Source organism: Streptomyces sp. NPDC023723, assembly GCF_040639815.1.
Classification (GTDB): Bacteria; Actinomycetota; Actinomycetes; order Streptomycetales; family Streptomycetaceae; genus Streptomyces.
In genome coordinates this window covers 66,490-80,099 of record NZ_JBFAAP010000018.1, presented here as the reverse complement: position 1 = coordinate 80,099, position 13,610 = coordinate 66,490, and the positions used below count along the sequence as shown (strand labels likewise).

At 71.2% G+C, this 13,610-nt stretch carries 16 protein-coding genes and 6 tRNA genes; 8 read left to right on the top strand and 14 right to left on the bottom strand.

Features of this window, described 5'->3' with window-relative positions; all coding sequences use genetic code 11:
* Positions 1 to 5: 5 nt before the first annotated feature.
* The 5 genes from AB0G32_RS20525 to AB0G32_RS20505 form a co-directional block, all read right to left on the bottom strand.
* Positions 6 to 878 (bottom strand): carbohydrate ABC transporter permease, encoded by an 873-nt coding sequence (locus AB0G32_RS20525; RefSeq protein WP_361164810.1) that lies wholly within the window; start codon positions 876 to 878, stop codon positions 6 to 8.
* A complete protein-coding gene (locus AB0G32_RS20520) occupies positions 875 to 1,831 on the bottom strand; it encodes a sugar ABC transporter permease (RefSeq protein ID WP_361164807.1) in 957 nt (318 codons plus the stop codon). Before AB0G32_RS20520 ends, AB0G32_RS20525 begins: the two co-directional genes overlap by 4 nt.
* Before the next feature lie 14 nt (positions 1,832 to 1,845).
* A complete protein-coding gene (locus tag AB0G32_RS20515) occupies positions 1,846 to 3,135 on the bottom strand; it encodes an extracellular solute-binding protein (protein WP_361164804.1) in 1,290 nt (429 codons plus the stop codon).
* A gap of 355 nt (positions 3,136 to 3,490) precedes the next feature.
* Positions 3,491 to 3,562 (bottom strand) — tRNA-Val (locus AB0G32_RS20510).
* A 78-nt stretch (positions 3,563 to 3,640) separates the two neighbouring features.
* Positions 3,641 to 4,093: a TIGR02611 family protein gene (locus AB0G32_RS20505; protein ID WP_361164801.1), complete on the bottom strand. Its 453-nt coding sequence runs from the start codon at positions 4,091 to 4,093 to the stop codon at positions 3,641 to 3,643.
* 191 nt (positions 4,094 to 4,284) lie between these two features.
* On the opposite strand from AB0G32_RS20505, the gene AB0G32_RS20500 reads away from it, so the two are divergent.
* Together AB0G32_RS20500 and AB0G32_RS20495 are read left to right on the top strand one after the other, a co-directional pair.
* Complete coding sequence (locus AB0G32_RS20500) at positions 4,285 to 4,698, top strand: SsgA family sporulation/cell division regulator (RefSeq protein WP_004002642.1); 414 nt, start codon at positions 4,285 to 4,287, stop codon at positions 4,696 to 4,698.
* A 502-nt stretch (positions 4,699 to 5,200) separates the two neighbouring features.
* Entirely contained in the window at positions 5,201 to 5,761 is a 561-nt protein-coding gene (locus AB0G32_RS20495) for a CGNR zinc finger domain-containing protein (protein WP_361164798.1), read from the top strand.
* A 65-nt stretch (positions 5,762 to 5,826) separates the two neighbouring features.
* Here the strand turns inward: AB0G32_RS20495 and AB0G32_RS20490 are convergent, their stop codons facing one another.
* Together AB0G32_RS20490 and AB0G32_RS20485 are read right to left on the bottom strand one after the other, a co-directional pair.
* Positions 5,827 to 5,994, bottom strand: coding sequence for a hypothetical protein (locus tag AB0G32_RS20490; protein ID WP_361164795.1), 168 nt, complete (start codon positions 5,992 to 5,994; stop codon positions 5,827 to 5,829).
* Positions 5,995 to 6,185: 191 nt separating this feature from the next.
* On the bottom strand, positions 6,186 to 6,644 hold the full coding sequence (locus AB0G32_RS20485) for a hypothetical protein (RefSeq protein ID WP_361164792.1): 459 nt from the start codon (positions 6,642 to 6,644) through the stop codon (positions 6,186 to 6,188).
* Positions 6,645 to 6,878: 234 nt separating this feature from the next.
* Between AB0G32_RS20485 and AB0G32_RS20480 the strand changes: the two genes are divergently transcribed.
* A complete protein-coding gene (locus AB0G32_RS20480) occupies positions 6,879 to 7,406 on the top strand; it encodes a DsbA family protein (protein WP_361164789.1) in 528 nt (175 codons plus the stop codon).
* Positions 7,407 to 7,417: 11 nt separating this feature from the next.
* On the opposite strand, the gene AB0G32_RS20475 is transcribed toward AB0G32_RS20480, so the two are convergent.
* The 3 genes from AB0G32_RS20475 to AB0G32_RS20465 all read right to left on the bottom strand — a co-directional run bounded on the left by AB0G32_RS20475 (position 7,418) and on the right by AB0G32_RS20465 (position 10,223).
* Entirely contained in the window at positions 7,418 to 8,242 is an 825-nt protein-coding gene (locus AB0G32_RS20475; protein WP_361164786.1) for a GNAT family N-acetyltransferase, read from the bottom strand.
* 116 nt (positions 8,243 to 8,358) lie between these two features.
* Positions 8,359 to 9,180, bottom strand: a complete 822-nt coding sequence (locus AB0G32_RS20470) for an aminodeoxychorismate lyase (RefSeq protein ID WP_361164783.1) — start codon at positions 9,178 to 9,180, stop codon at positions 8,359 to 8,361.
* Positions 9,177 to 10,223: a chorismate-binding protein gene (locus AB0G32_RS20465; protein ID WP_361164781.1), complete on the bottom strand. Its 1,047-nt coding sequence runs from the start codon at positions 10,221 to 10,223 to the stop codon at positions 9,177 to 9,179. Before AB0G32_RS20465 ends, AB0G32_RS20470 begins: the two co-directional genes overlap by 4 nt.
* Before the next feature lie 178 nt (positions 10,224 to 10,401).
* Between AB0G32_RS20465 and AB0G32_RS20460 the strand changes: the two genes are divergently transcribed.
* The 5 genes from AB0G32_RS20460 to AB0G32_RS20440 all read left to right on the top strand — a co-directional run bounded on the left by AB0G32_RS20460 (position 10,402) and on the right by AB0G32_RS20440 (position 10,831).
* A tRNA-Gly gene (locus AB0G32_RS20460) sits at positions 10,402 to 10,474 on the top strand.
* 14 nt (positions 10,475 to 10,488) lie between these two features.
* A tRNA-Cys gene (locus AB0G32_RS20455) sits at positions 10,489 to 10,562 on the top strand.
* 1 nt (position 10,563) lies between these two features.
* Positions 10,564 to 10,635, top strand: a tRNA-Val gene (locus AB0G32_RS20450).
* A gap of 25 nt (positions 10,636 to 10,660) precedes the next feature.
* Positions 10,661 to 10,732 (top strand) — tRNA-Val (locus AB0G32_RS20445).
* 27 nt (positions 10,733 to 10,759) lie between these two features.
* Positions 10,760 to 10,831 (top strand) — tRNA-Val (locus AB0G32_RS20440).
* 60 nt (positions 10,832 to 10,891) lie between these two features.
* Here AB0G32_RS20440 and AB0G32_RS20435 read toward each other — a convergent pair.
* From AB0G32_RS20435 to AB0G32_RS20420, 4 genes are all read right to left on the bottom strand, one after another.
* Positions 10,892 to 11,179, bottom strand: coding sequence for a zf-TFIIB domain-containing protein (locus AB0G32_RS20435; protein WP_361164779.1), 288 nt, complete (start codon positions 11,177 to 11,179; stop codon positions 10,892 to 10,894).
* A gap of 100 nt (positions 11,180 to 11,279) precedes the next feature.
* On the bottom strand, positions 11,280 to 12,317 hold the full coding sequence (locus AB0G32_RS20430; RefSeq protein ID WP_361164777.1) for a phosphotransferase: 1,038 nt from the start codon (positions 12,315 to 12,317) through the stop codon (positions 11,280 to 11,282).
* A 583-nt stretch (positions 12,318 to 12,900) separates the two neighbouring features.
* Positions 12,901 to 13,110, bottom strand: coding sequence for a hypothetical protein (locus tag AB0G32_RS20425; RefSeq protein WP_361164775.1), 210 nt, complete (start codon positions 13,108 to 13,110; stop codon positions 12,901 to 12,903).
* Between the two features lie 237 nt (positions 13,111 to 13,347).
* Positions 13,348 to 13,596: a hypothetical protein gene (locus AB0G32_RS20420; RefSeq protein WP_361164772.1), complete on the bottom strand. Its 249-nt coding sequence runs from the start codon at positions 13,594 to 13,596 to the stop codon at positions 13,348 to 13,350.
* Positions 13,597 to 13,610: the final 14 nt, after the last annotated feature.

The following is a 13,610-nucleotide window of genomic DNA, read 5'->3' as shown; positions in this document are numbered from 1 at the left end:
CCGCCTCACTTCAGTCCGGACGTCGCCATGCCGTCGATGAGATAGCGCTGGAAGGCCATGAAGAAGGCGACCACCGGGACCAGCGCCACCAGCGACATCGCGATCATGCTGCCGTAGTTGGAGATGCCCTCCTGGTCGCGGAACATCATCAGGCCGAGCGAGACGGTGTACTTGGAGGGCGTGTTGAGGTAGATCAACGGACCCATGAAGTCGTTCCAGGCGTTGATGAAGGTGAAGATGGCGCTGGTGATGAGGGCCGGACGGCACAGCGGCAGCACGATGGACCAGTAGGTCCGCAGGTGTCCGCAGCCGTCCAGCTTGGCGGCCTCGTCCAGCTCGCGCGGCAGTCCGCGCATGAACTGCACCATCAGGAAGACGAAGAACGCCTCCGTGGCCAGGAACTTGCCGGCCACCAGTGGCACCAGGGTGTCGACGAGTTCCAGTTTGCGGAACATCACGTACTGCGGGATGAGCAGCACGTGGTACGGCAGCAGCAGCGTGCCGATCATCAGGGTGAACAGCAGGTTCCGCCCGGCGAACCGGATCTTGGCGAAGGCGTACGCGGTCAGCGAGGCGGACAGCACCACACCGGCCACGGCGAGCACCGCGTACATCAGCGAGTTCACGAAGAAGCTGCTGATGGAGATGCCGGAGATGCCGTCGGCGAGGCCCGAGAAGTTGGCCCAGACGGGCTTGGTGGGCAGCAGGTCCAGGCTGGCGATGATGTCCTTGCTCGGCTTGAACGAGGCGCCGACCACCCAGATCACGGGGTAGAGGACGACCGCCAGGACGAGGAGCGCGCCCACGTGCCAGGCGATCGATCCGGTGCGCCGCCGCTCACTCGCGGTGCGCACTGCGGGGCTGGTGGCGGTGGTCACTTGGCGGCCTCCTCGTAGTGCACCCACTTCTTCTGCGACCAGAACAGCACCGCCGTCACCAGCGCCACCGCGACCACCAGCGTCCAGGCCATCGCGGAGGCGAAGCCCATCTGCGCCTCCTTGAAGCCCTTCTGGTAGAGGTAGCAGGTGTAGACGAGGGTGGCGTCGGCCGGTCCGCACCGGGTGTCGGAGACGACATAGGCGGAGCCGAACACCTGGAACGCGTGGATGGACTCCAGCAGCACGTTGAAGAACAGCACCGGGGAGATCATCGGCAGCGTGATGTTCCAGAACCGGCGGAAGGGGCCGGCCCCGTCCACCTCGGCCGCCTCGTACAGCTCCCGGGGGACCTGCTTGAGGCCGGCCAGGAAGATGACCATCGGCGCGCCGAACTGCCAGATGCTCAGCGCCACCAGGGCGTAGATGACGTAGTCCGGATTGCCGATCCAGCCGCCCACGTCGAGGCCGAAGATCTTCTGGCCGCGGTCCACGATCGCGTCGTCGGAGAACAGCGCCCGCCACACGAAGCCGACGGAGACGCTGGCCCCGATCAGCGAGGGCATGTAGAACGCGGCCCGGTACAGCCCCTGGCCGCGCCGCTGCTGCGCCAGCAGCATGGCGACGCCGAGGGCCAGCAGCAGTTTCAGCGGGGTGGCCACGACCACGTACTTCAGGGTGACCTCGACCGCCTTCTGCCAGCGCGGGTCCTGGAACATGGTCGTGAAGTTGTCCAGGCCCACCCACTGCGGCGGCGTGAACAGGTTGTAGCTGGTGAACGCGTAATAGAGCGACGCGATCATCGGTCCGGCCGTGAGCAGCACGAATCCGGCGATCCACGGCGACATGAAGAGGTAGCCGGCGAGGTTCTCCCGGCGCCGCCCGCGCCGCCCGGCGGCGGGCGCGGCGGACCGCTTCCCGGCCGGGCGCGCGGGCGCTTCCTTGACGAGCGTCATGGTGGTACGTCCCCTCAGCCCGCGAACGCGGCCTTGGCCTCGCTGAACAGCGCCTTGGCCGCGTCGGCCGGCTTGGTCTTGCCCTGGGCCACCTCGCCGCCGATGCGCAGGAAGGCCGCCTCGATGACGTCGGAGCCGGACGGGTGCGGGGTGATCTTCCCCAGCAGCCCGGCGCCGGCGACCTCCTCCTCGTACGCCTTGACACCCTTGTTGTTGTCGTCGGTGGGGGTGAACGCCTCGTACTGCTCGCTGGTGGCGAGGATGCCGCGGTCGTAGCCCATGATCTTGCCGACCTCGGGGTCGTGCACCATGAAGTCGATGAACTGGGCGGCTTCCTTGGGGTGCTCGGTGCCGGTGAAGGCGCTGAGCATCAGCGAACCGAGGTACTGGCCGGTGTCCTTGCCGTCCGTGGTCGGGATCGGCGCGAGCCCGTAGTCCGACTCGCCCTCGCCCTCGTAGCGGATGGAGAAGTTGTCCCAGGTGAACTCGCCCGCGGCGAGCCCCGCCGACAGCCCCGACTTCGGCTTGACCTGCTCGATCTTCTTCGGGTCGGCGACCAGCCCGGACCGGACCCGCTTGTAGCCGTCCTCCCACCACTGGGTCAGATCGTCCTCGGTGAAGCCGAGGTCGGTGTCGGTGTAGAAGGCCTTGCCGTTCTGCCGCAGGTACAGGTCGTACAGGTACATGATGCTGAAGTAGCCGGTGTCACCGGCGATCTTCAGCTTGTCCTGGATGGTCTGGAGCGCGTCGAAGTACTCGTCCCAGGTCCAGCCCAGCTTCGGCTCCAGACCGGCCTTCTTGAACGCCTTGAGGTCGATGACGAGCGCCATGGTGTTGGCGCCGACCGGTATGCCGACCTGCTTCTCGTCGACCTGGCCGACCGTCAGGACATTGTTGCGGAAGTTCTCCAGGCTGAGATTTCCGGCGTCCGCCTGCGTCTTGAGGTCCATCAGGACACCGCGCTTGTCGTACTTGCGCAGGAAGGTGACCGAATTCTGGAAAACGTCCGGCGGATTTCCACCGGAGGCCTGCGTCTGGAACTTCTCCCAGAACGCCTCGTAGTCCGTGAATTCCGGCTTGACCTTGATCTTCGGGTACTTCTTCTCGAAGAGGGCGATCGTCTTCTTGATGGCGATGGCCCGTGGCTCGCCACCCCACCAGGCGTAACGGATCGTCACCGTACCGTCCGACGAGCCGCTGTCACCACCGCACGCGGTGGCCGTCGCACCCAGCCCCGCGACGGCGAGCGAGGCCCCCGCCACCTTGAGGACGGTCCGCCTCTCCACGTTTCTGTCCTGCTGCATAAGAGCCTCCCCGCGACGTTGCGATCGCCCCATGAATCGTTTCAAGTAAGCGCTTGCTGGCACAAGGTACGGAGGGCCCGGAGGCGCGTCAATGATTCGGACAGGAATTCATATGCGGGCGGAGCGGCCACCGGCGCGACCGCCCGTCACCTGTTTGCCGCCCGGTGCCCCACGGGTGGCGAGAAATGCCAGGTCCGCGCCGTGCGGCCGAGGGGCCGAACAGCGCCGGGGCGGTTCGGCCGCCCACGCCGGAAGGTCACGGTTGGGTGAAGCCCGGCCAGAGCCGTTGCATGGCTTGCACAACGACAGGACGGCCCGGCTCACGATCGTGAGCCGGGCCGTCCTGGATTCCCGGTGGGCGATACTGGGTTCGAACCAGTGACCTCTTCGGTGTGAACGAAGCGCTCTCCCACTGAGCTAATCGCCCGGGTGCGGGAAGAACATTACCGCATGTCAGGGGGTGCCCGTGACCAGCGGCCCGGCCACCTGGGCGGTCATCGGTCCATCACTGGTCCTCGATCTTCCACGGCATCACGAGGCCGAACTTCCACAGGTAGAAGCCGCCGATCGCCGCGATGACCACCAGGCCGATCACCGTCAGAGTGATGTTGCGCCGCCGCACCTTGGGGTCGAGTGCCCGCTGGGCCGCCTCGGTCACCTTCCGCTTGGTCCAGCGCAGCACCAGCTGGGCCCAGACGAACTCGGTGGCCCAGATCGCCATGCCGCCGAAGATCACCACCCAGCCGGGTCCGGGCAGCGGCAGCATGATGATGCCTGCCACCACGACCGCGAGGCCGACGACGAAGACCCCGACCTGCCAGCTCAGGTGCAGCGCGCGGCGCGCCTTGACGAATTCGGGCGCCCGCGACCCGAGGCCCCGCTCGCTCTCCGCCCCGTCCGCCTTCGTCCCGTTCGCCACCAAGGTCACCTCGACCGGCTCGCTACTCCCCGTGTTCATACGGCCAAACCCTACCGGAGCGAATCCGGTCACCGGAATGGACGCACCGGGCCCGCGATTCCTCGGCCGGACGGGGTACCGAAAGCCACGCAAAACACTCAGAGGGGTTTACAACGGCACCGTAGGTGGCATGTCGATTTCGCCGACGTGCGAATCCCCGAGCGCACACTGAGCGAAAGGCCCTGGCGCTTATGAACACCACGGTCAGCTGCGAGCTGCACCTGCGCCTCGTTGTGTCGAGCGAGTCCTCCCTGCCTGTCCCCGCAGGCCTGCGGTACGACACGGCCGACCCCTACGCCGTGCACGCCACCTTCCACACCGGAGCCGAGGAGACCGTCGAGTGGGTGTTCGCCCGCGACCTCCTCGCCGAAGGGCTGCACCGCCCCACGGGCACCGGCGACGTCCGCGTCTGGCCGTCGCGCAGCCACGGCCAGGGCGTCGTGTGCATCGCCCTGAGCTCTCCGGAGGGCGAGGCACTGCTCGAGGCCCCGGCGCGGGCTCTGGAGTCCTTCCTGAAGCGCACAGACGCCGCCGTGCCCCCTGGCACGGAACACCGGCACTTCGACCTCGATCAGGAGCTCTCGCACATCCTGGCGGAAAGCTAGCGCGAGGCCCCACGAACCGCCCGGCGCCGTCGACTCGGGGTGACGGACCGGGCCAGGACAACCGCATAGGGCACACCCATCGGCGTCGCCGCCGCGGACCACCGCGGGGCGGCGCCGGTGTGCGTTCGCGCGTCCGGGGGCCATTTCGCGCCCCCAGGGGCCATGTGGCCGGCCACGGCCGGGCACGGCGTGCGCCTCGGGAGACCGCGGCCGGGCACAGTCGTGCGCCCCCCGGGGAACCACGGCCGGGGCGCGGCCGTTGTACCGGTACGGGAGATGGTCGTCCTGTGCACGGGTACGGGCGATAGCCGTCCTGGCGGTTACGGAGTGTGACCGTCATAGGGGCCTGGGACCGGAACCAGGGGCGGGCTCGCAGGGAGCGGGGGTGCCCGTCGTACGGACGGGCGACGGACGCATCGGCGGCGGACGCCGGGCGCGGATGCCACTACCATCGGCCAGCAATCGGCGGGCGTCCGCCCGTCCTCAGGCCAGGGAGCGAAACGTGCTGATCACCCACGACACCCGGTGTGCGCTCGACACCGTGGTGGATCTGGTGAACACCGCACCGGAGGACGAGTCCTCGCCGGACGGGCTGCCGGACGTCGCCGCCCTCAAGGACTTCGTGCAGAACCACGAGATCAGCGACGTCGGCGTGCTCTCCGATTTCGATCTCTCGGCGGTCCGCAGGGTGCGCGGCCGGTTCGCCTCCGCCTTCGCGGCCTCCGACGCCCGAGCCACCGCCAGCCTGATCAACGAGCTGGTCGCCGCCGCGGGCACCACCCCCCGGCTCACCGACCACGACGGCTACGACTGGCACGTCCACTACTTCGCCCCCGGCGCCTCTGTCGCCGACCACCTGGCGGCCGACTGCGGGATGGCGCTGGCCTTCTTCGTGGTCGCCGGGGAACGGGAGCGGCTGCGGCGCTGCGAGGCGCCCGACTGCCGGCGCGCCTTCGTCGACCTTTCGCGCAACCGTTCACGGCGCTACTGCGACAGCCGGACCTGCGGAAACCGGCTGCATGTGGCGGCCTATCGGGCGCGCCGCAAGGAAGCTGCGGGCTGAGGCGGCCCGAGGGACACGGCCCCGACGCGTCCCCGGCGGGTGGCGCCGGGGAACGCGGGTACGGCTCACAGCAACAGCAGGTCGTGCAGCGAAGCCATGAGCAGCAGGAGTCCGATCACCGCAAGGAAGATCATCAGCGGTGGCTGGGAAAGGGCGAAGAGGCATCCGCGTGGCTCTTGCGGCCGGGAAGCGGCATCGCTCTCTGTGGTGTCCAGCTGTGTCGTGTCCAGCATCTCGCGGGTGATGATGGCGCAGTTCAGGCCCCGGCGCGATCAACACGCCCGCGAGGTACGTGTGTTCGCCGGAATCCATGATCTTCGGGTCGGGTTGTGATCGTTTCCGGACGTTTCGCCAGCTCACTGTGTCGTTTCAATGGAGCGGGCGATGAACCGGGCCGGGCGCCGGCGGGCCGGCCCGGGCGGTGTCATATGCCGTGCTTCTTCAGGATGGCCTCGATGTCGCTGAAGTCGTCCTCCGAGCGGGGCTTGCCCGCCGGTCGGGCCGCCGCCGGACGCGGGGCGGAACCGGTGCCCAGCGAGGGTGCCGAGGCGGCCGGGGCCACGGCGTCCTGCCCCGCTGCCGCACGGGCGGCCTCCTTGCGCTCCTTGCGGGTGGCCCGGGTGCCACCGCGGCGGCGCTCCACGGCGCGGGTGAGCAGGAACAGCAGCCAGGCCACGCCCAGCACCGCGAAGCCCGCCCAGGCCATCGGGCTGAAGGCGGTGTCGGCGATCCACTCGACGACACCGGTCATCACCAGGCCGACCGGGATCAGCGAGTAGGCGGCGATACGGACCGCGGTCATGAAGCGCCTGCGGTACGCGGTGACCGCCGCGATGCCCAGGCCGGCCGCGGACACGGCGGAACAGACGGTCTCGGCAATCATCCGGTCCTCCAGGGGCGTGGGCACGGTCGGGCAGCAGGCACTTTCGTCCCTTCCATCCTGCACCGTCCCCGCCCGGCGAGGCCATGCTCCGGCCCGACATCAGGGACATCTCCGGGTCACCTCGGGGTGGTCTCCTCCTCAGGGCCCGGTTCCTGACCGATCCCCGGCCGCCGGGGCCCGGTGCGGCCGCGGGCGCGATTGGGCCCCGGGAAGCGGGGCTGGGACACTGGTCCCATGAGCGACTCCTCCCCCGTCAGCCCCGCCGTGCCCGTCCTCGACGTCTGGTGCGAGCTCCAGTGCCCGGACTGCCGGACCGCCCTGGACGATCTCCGCGCCCTGCGCGCCCGCTACGGCGACCGTCTGGAGCTGCGGCTGCGGCACTTCCCGCTGGAGAAGCACAAGCACGCCTTCGCCGCCGCGCAGGCCGCCGAGGAGGCCGCCGTGCAGGGGCAGGGCTGGGCGTACGTCGAGGCGGTGCTCGGCCGGCTCGGTGAGCTGGACCGCCGGGGCGAGGAACTGCTGATCGACGTGGCCCGGGAACTCGGTCTGGACGCCGAGGAGTTCGACACCGCCCTGATCGACGGCCGGCACATCCTGATCGTCGACGCCGATCAGGCCGAGGGCAAGGCGATCGGCGTGACCGGGACCCCGACGTACGTCATCGACGGCGAGCGGCTCGACGGCGGCAAGAGCCAGGAGGGGCTGCGCGAGCGCGTCGAGGAGATCGCGGACCGGCTGCTCGCCGGGACCCACGCCGACTGACCCGGTCGTCGCTACAGCAGCGGCTTGTAGAAGGAGTACCGCGTCGTCTCGTAACCGAGCGACTCGTACAGCCGTTCGGCCGGAGTGTTGTCCGCGAACACGTTGAGGCCGAGGAGACGGCGTCCGGCGGTGATCGTCCGGGTCTCGGCGAGGAGCATCAGCGTCCGGCCGTGTCCCTGGCCGCGGTGCGCTGCGTCGGCCTCGACATCGAAGACGTACGCCGACTCCGGGCGCAGCGCCAGCCACAGCGTGCCGACCCGCTCGCCCTCGTGCTCCAACACGCTGAACAGCATGTCCTCGGTGTCGGGCCCGGCCGGCAGCAGCGTCTCGTGGTCCTGCCGGGCCTTGGCGCGCGCCGCCTCCTCGGGCATGCCCCGCTCGATCCACGTCCGCGCGTACTGCTCGTCCCCCCGGGCCCGCCAGGTGTCGTACTCCGCCCGGCTCATGGGCCGCGGCCGGCTGCCCGCGGGCAGGGCCGGCGGGGTGTCGCCGAGCCGCTTCTCCATGCCGCGGTTGCGGGGTATGTAGCCGAGCGCCCCGAAGAGCCGCAGGGCCGCCTCGGCGGGTGCGGGGACGGTGACCGTGAGCTGCCCGCAGCCCCAGCCGCGCACCACCTCCTCCGCGGCGAGCGCGGCCACCGTGGCCCGGCCGCGCCGGCGGTCGGCCTCATCGATACGCAGGTCGTGGATGACGGCGACCGAGTCGCCGAAGACGGCGGAGGTGCCGAGGTGGATCACGCCGACGGGACGGCTGTTCACGCACACCTGGTAACGGCGTGAACGCGTCCCGTCGGCGGCGCGCTGAAGCGGCTCGGTCGGCCGCAGGGTGGTGGTCATCAGAGCTGTTCTACCCCGCGCGGTGGTCCGGGAGCAGCCGGCACAAGGCCCGTGGCGCGTCCCGGGCAACCGGCACAAGGCCCGTGGCGCGTACCGGGGTACCGGTAGGCCACCGGTCAGGGGTCCAGGTCGTCCCCGGCCCGTTCCGCGAAGATCCGCATCGCCTTGGCCGTGACCGGGCCCGGGGCGCCCGGCAGTTCTCTGTCGTCGACCCGGTGCACGGCCTGGACGTCGCGCAGGGTGGAGGTCAGGAAGATCTCGTCGGCCCGCTCCAGGACGTCCAGCGGCAGATCCGTCTCCACGGCGCCGGTCCACTCCGCGGTCAGGGCCCGGGTGATGCCCGCGAGGCAGCCGGCGGCGACCGGCGGGGTGTGGATCTCGCCGTCGAGGACGACGAAGACGTTCGACCCGGTGCCCTCGCACAGCCGCCCCACCGTGTTGCCGAACAGCGCCTCGGAGGCGCCCCGTTCCCGGGCCCGGGCGAGGGCGACGACGTTCTCCGCGTACGAGGTGGTCTTCAGGCCGGTGAGCGCGCCGCGCTCGTTGCGGGTCCAGGGGACGGTGATCACGGCCGTGGTGTCGGGGCGGCGGGCGGTGGCGCCGAGGGCGACCAGCAGGGTGGGTCCGTGGTCGCCGCGGTCGGAGCCGAGCGGGCCCGGCCCTCCGGTGCAGGTGATCCGCAGCCGGCCCAGCGGCATCGGATTGGCCTCCAGTACGGCCGCGCAGGCGTGGCGCACCTCGTCCAGGTCGGGCTCCGGCAGGCCGAGGCCGCGCGCGGAGCGGGCCAGCCGGTCCAGGTGCCGGGTCAGGGCGAAGGGGCGGCCGTCCACCGCCTTCACCGTCTCGAAGACGCCGTCGCCCACGATCAGTCCGTGGTCGAAGGCGGAGACCCGCGCGGACTCCGCCGCCCGCAGCCCGCCGTCCAGCCAGATCCTCACGTTCCCGGTCCCTCCCCGATCGCGTCGTACGTCCCCGACGCTACCGCGAGCAGCCGGGACGCCTTCAGTTCGGTCTCCCGCCACTCCCGTTCCGGGTCCGAACCCCAGGTGATCCCGGCGCCGGTGCCGAACTTCAGCGCGCCCTCGGCCCGGTCGATCCAGAAGGTGCGGATGCCTACGGCCAGCTCGCCGGTGCCCCGGTCGGCGTCCACCCAGCCGACGCCCCCGCAGTACGGCCCGCGGGGCGCGGTCTCCAGCGCCTCGATGATCCGCAGGGCGCTCGCCTTGGGCGCGCCGGTGACCGAGCCGGGCGGGAAGGCCGCGGCGAACAGTTCCGGCCAGCCGGCACCGGCCCGCAGCTCGCCCCGTACGGTCGAGACGAGGTGCACCAGGCCCGGGTGCTTCTCCACCGCGCACAGGTCGGGCACGGTCACGCTGCCGGTCGCGCAGACGCGCCCGAGGTCGTTGCGGACCAGGTCCACGATCATCACGTTCTCGGCGTGGTCCTTCTCCAGCAGGTCCGCCTCGGTGCGGCCGGTGCCCTTGATCGGCCCCGAGACCACCTCGCGTCCCGCGCGGCGCAGGAACAGTTCGGGCGAGGCGGTGGAGATTTCCACGCCGTGCCGGGGCAGCCGCAGTGTGCCCGCGTACGGCGCCGGGTTGCCGCGTGCGAGCAGCGCGGTGAGGGCGTCCACGTCGGCGTCGGGCGCGACGGGCGCGGACAGGACCCGGCAGAGGTTGGCCTGATAGACCTCGCCGGCCGCGATGTGCGCGCGGACGCGGCGTACGGCGCTCGCGTACGCCGCGTGACCGAGCGAGGACGTCCAGTCGCCGGCGGCCGGTCCGTGCCACCCGCCCGGCCGGGGCGCGGGCACCGGCGCGCGGCGGACGTCCGCGAACCGGGCGCAGGTCAGCCGGCCCTCGAAGTCCGCGTTGACGGCCCAGAACCCTCGGGAGTCGAGGGCGGCCGGATCGGTCGTGACGTCGAGGAGACCGGTGGCGATCCGGTCGCCGAACCGGGCCAGGGGCGGGAGATCGGACACCTGGCCGAGTCTAGGCGGGGTGACCGTCAGGTGACCCGAACGTGTCCTTCCGTCCGCCCTGACCAGGCACGCGAGCGAGCGCACCGCAGCACGCTGCGCAAACGCGTTTTTGTGCTGGCCCCGGAATCCGCTAGAGTTCATGACGTCGCCGGGACGCGCAAGCGGACCGAACCGACAGGCGGACGTAGCTCAGTTGGTAGAGCGCAACCTTGCCAAGGTTGAGGTCGCGAGTTCGAACCTCGTCGTCCGCTCGCAGGAAACTCCTGGTGGAGTGGCCGAGAGGCGAGGCAACGGCCTGCAAAGCCGTCTACACGGGTTCAAATCCCGTCTCCACCTCCAAGGACGATTAGCTCAGCGGGAGAGCGCTTCCCTGACACGGAAGAGGTCACTGGTTCAATCCCAGTATCGTCCACTGGATCTCACGAAGATCCGTACCCGCGCGATTAGCTCAGCGGGAGAGCGCTTCCCTGACACGGAAGAGGTCACTGGTTCAATCCCAGTATCGCGCACGCAGCATCACAGCACCGCACCTCCCAGGACGATTAGCTCAGCGGGAGAGCGCTTCCCTGACACGGAAGAGGTCACTGGTTCAATCCCAGTATCGTCCACCGTCCGAAGCCCCCGGCCGTCTCTGCGGCCGGGGGCTTCGTCGTCGGTCGCCGGCCGGTTCAGCTGGAGAACAGCATGTGGCCGAAGCTCTTGTGACGGTGGTGGCCGTAGTGCTGCTGTCCGTGACCGCCGTGCGGGGCGCCCCAGGCGGGGGCCGGGGCGGCGGGGTAGGACTGCGGGGCGGCCGGGGGCGGCGGGGCCGGCTGGGACCACTGGGACTCCAGGCGGGTCAGCGACTCCAGCTCGCCGTAGTCGAGAAATATCCCGCGGCAGCCACTGCACTGCTCGATCTGGACGCCGTTGCGGTTGTACGTGTGCATCGGTGCGTGGCACTTCGGACACTGCATGGTCGGCTCAACTCCTCGCCGGTAGGTCCTGCTTCGTGTTTCGCCAGGACAGACTCTGTCCGGCTGCGCTCGGTTGCACCCTACTTGGCGTGGCTTTCCCTCAACTCCCCGGTGTCCGGGCGGGGACGGCGGCCATGCGCGCGCAGGCGTCGACCAGGGCCCGTTCCACGTCGTCCAGTGACCGGTCCGCCGCGGCAGCCTTCGTCAGGGCGCGGGCGGCGGTCTGGGCGGTGAGGGCGCGGGCCGGGACGTCCAGGGCCGGCCAGGGGTCGCCGTCCGGCGGGACCGCCGGGCCGCCGGCGGCGCGGTAGGCGGTCAGGAAACGGGTCCACTCGTCGGACGTCAGCAGTCCGCACGCGTACCAGGCGGCCGGGCGGGCCAGGTCCCACGCCGGTACGCCCCGGCCGAGGTCGTCCACGTCTATCAGCAGCCACGGGCCGGCGGGCGCCGGGTGGCGGACGAGCTGACCGAGGTGGAAGTCGCCGTGGCAGGGCGTAGCGGTGTCCGGCATGTCCGCCTCACCGCGCGCCCAGGCGGGCAGCGCGGCCCAGGCGCCGAGGACGGGGGCGGTGCCGGGGTGGCGGGGGGCGGTTTCCCGGAGGCGGGCGAGAGCGGCGGCGGCCTTCGCCGGGCCGCGCATCAAGGGCAGGGCGGCGGGGGCGGGAGTGCGGTGCAGGCGGGCGAGGAGGGCGCCGGCCGCTTCCCAGGGAGCGGCGGCCGGGTCGTCGGGGTCCACGGGGGTGCCGTACGGCCAGCAGGTCACGAGCCGTCCGTGCAGGTCGGCGGGGGCCGCCGGGGCGAGCGGGGGCAGGAGGACGCCGGGGAGGCGGGCGGCGAGGGCGAGGCGGTGGGCGAGGGCGCCCTGATCGGTGCCGGGGGCGTGCGCCTTGGCGACGACGTCACCGTGCCGGACGACGGTCCCGTCCGGGCGGTCGGCGAGGGTGGCGGCGTCGGTATCTGCGGCACCGGCACCGGCATTGGCGGTGGCATTGGCAGCGGCACTGGCACTGGCACTGGCACTGGCACTGGCATCGACGCTGGCATCGGCATTGCAGGAGCGGCACAGCCGGGTACCGGAGTGGGCAGCCGCCCTGACGCGGGCGGCCAGGGCGGGGAGAAGGGGGGCGGCCGTCGTCACGGGGTGAGCGTACGGGGTGGTGTGCCGGCGGGGTGGGGTCGGGATGGGGGCGGGGGATGCGGGGCGGGAGCCCGGGGGGAGCCCCCGGGGCGCGGCAGCCCCGGGGGTCGGAGGCCCGGGAGCCCGGAAGCCCGGGAGCCCGGAAGCCCGGGGGTCAGGAGGTTCGGAAGACCGGGAGCCCCAGAAGCCCGGAGGGCCGGAAGCCCGAAAGCCCCGAAGCCCGGAGGGCCGCAGGCCCGAGCGCACGGAGAGCCCGGAGATCCCGGAAGCCAGAAGCCCAGAAGCCCGGAGGGCCGGAGGGCCGGAGGGCCGGAAGCCCGAAAGCCCACGAGCCCGGAAGGCCGCAGGCCCGGGAACCCGGGAGTCCCGAAAGCCCGGGAAGCCCGGAAGTCCAGATGTCCGAAGGTTCGGGCGGGCTGAGGTTGGGGCGGCGGGCGTGCTGGGGTCGGTTTCGGGCAGGGCAATGCCGGCGCAGCTCCCCAGCTGCGCCGGCATCTGTGCCGTCCGCCGCACCCCCGTCCCCACGGGGTTTCATGGATGGATGTCCCCGCCCGGACCGCTCTTCCGGGCCTGGGGTCGCCGCTCAGCGCCCCAGCATCACACCCACGGACGACGCCTGTGTGGCCACCGTCTCCCACCCGTCGAAGACGAGCAGGAGCAGGGCCGCCAGGGGAAGGGCCATGAGCGTCGCCACCAGTGGATGGCAACGGCCCGTGCGGCGGGCGCGGAACGGGGCGGTGTACGCCCCGCGCTCCAGCGTGCGGACCAGCGTCCGCGGTGCCGTCTGGGCCATGGTCCCTCTCCTGACCTGTTCCGTTGTTGCCTGGCAGCGGCGGGCGTCTGACCTCGGGGGACGAGTGCTGCACCCGCCGCTTGACCTCAAATCTAGGCGTCCGGCCCCCGGCGGACGTCATGCCCTCGTACCGATTGCCGGGCCTCCCGGAGGATGAGCCGTGACCTGGGCCGTACTCCCGTGGGTGGAGAAGCCGGCCGGGGTCTCGGGGTCATCCCCGAGGGGGCACCCCGCCGGTCACCCGGTCTGCCCCGCTTTCTCCGAGCTGTCCTCCCGGGGCACCGGCTGCTCGACCAGGGCCAGTACGCGGGTGGCCATGAACCGGGCCGTGCGCACCACCGACCCGTTGCGCGTGACTTCGCTCACCTCCACCACCCCTCGGCGCACCGCCGTCTCCACCCGGCGACCCGCCCGGCTCGCCACCACCTCGTACGTCCGTGTCGTGTCGCCCGCGTCCACGACTATCTCCACACGATCACCTTTCACGGCGCCAATCCCCC

Coding starts and splice junctions, on each gene's coding strand:
- AB0G32_RS20520 (WP_361164807.1), bottom strand. CDS start 1,831: ATGACGCTCGTCAAGGAAGCGCCCGCGCGCCCGGCCGGGAAGCGGTCC.
- AB0G32_RS20515 (WP_361164804.1), bottom strand. CDS start 3,135: ATGCAGCAGGACAGAAACGTGGAGAGGCGGACCGTCCTCAAGGTGGCG.
- AB0G32_RS20505 (WP_361164801.1), bottom strand. CDS start 4,093: ATGAACACGGGGAGTAGCGAGCCGGTCGAGGTGACCTTGGTGGCGAAC.
- AB0G32_RS20500 (WP_004002642.1), top strand. CDS start 4,285: ATGAACACCACGGTCAGCTGCGAGCTGCACCTGCGCCTCGTTGTGTCG.
- AB0G32_RS20490 (WP_361164795.1), bottom strand. CDS start 5,994: ATGCTGGACACGACACAGCTGGACACCACAGAGAGCGATGCCGCTTCC.
- AB0G32_RS20485 (WP_361164792.1), bottom strand. CDS start 6,644: ATGATTGCCGAGACCGTCTGTTCCGCCGTGTCCGCGGCCGGCCTGGGC.
- AB0G32_RS20480 (WP_361164789.1), top strand. CDS start 6,879: ATGAGCGACTCCTCCCCCGTCAGCCCCGCCGTGCCCGTCCTCGACGTC.
- AB0G32_RS20475 (WP_361164786.1), bottom strand. CDS start 8,242: ATGACCACCACCCTGCGGCCGACCGAGCCGCTTCAGCGCGCCGCCGAC.
- AB0G32_RS20435 (WP_361164779.1), bottom strand. CDS start 11,179: ATGCAGTGTCCGAAGTGCCACGCACCGATGCACACGTACAACCGCAAC.
- AB0G32_RS20425 (WP_361164775.1), bottom strand. CDS start 13,110: ATGGCCCAGACGGCACCGCGGACGCTGGTCCGCACGCTGGAGCGCGGG.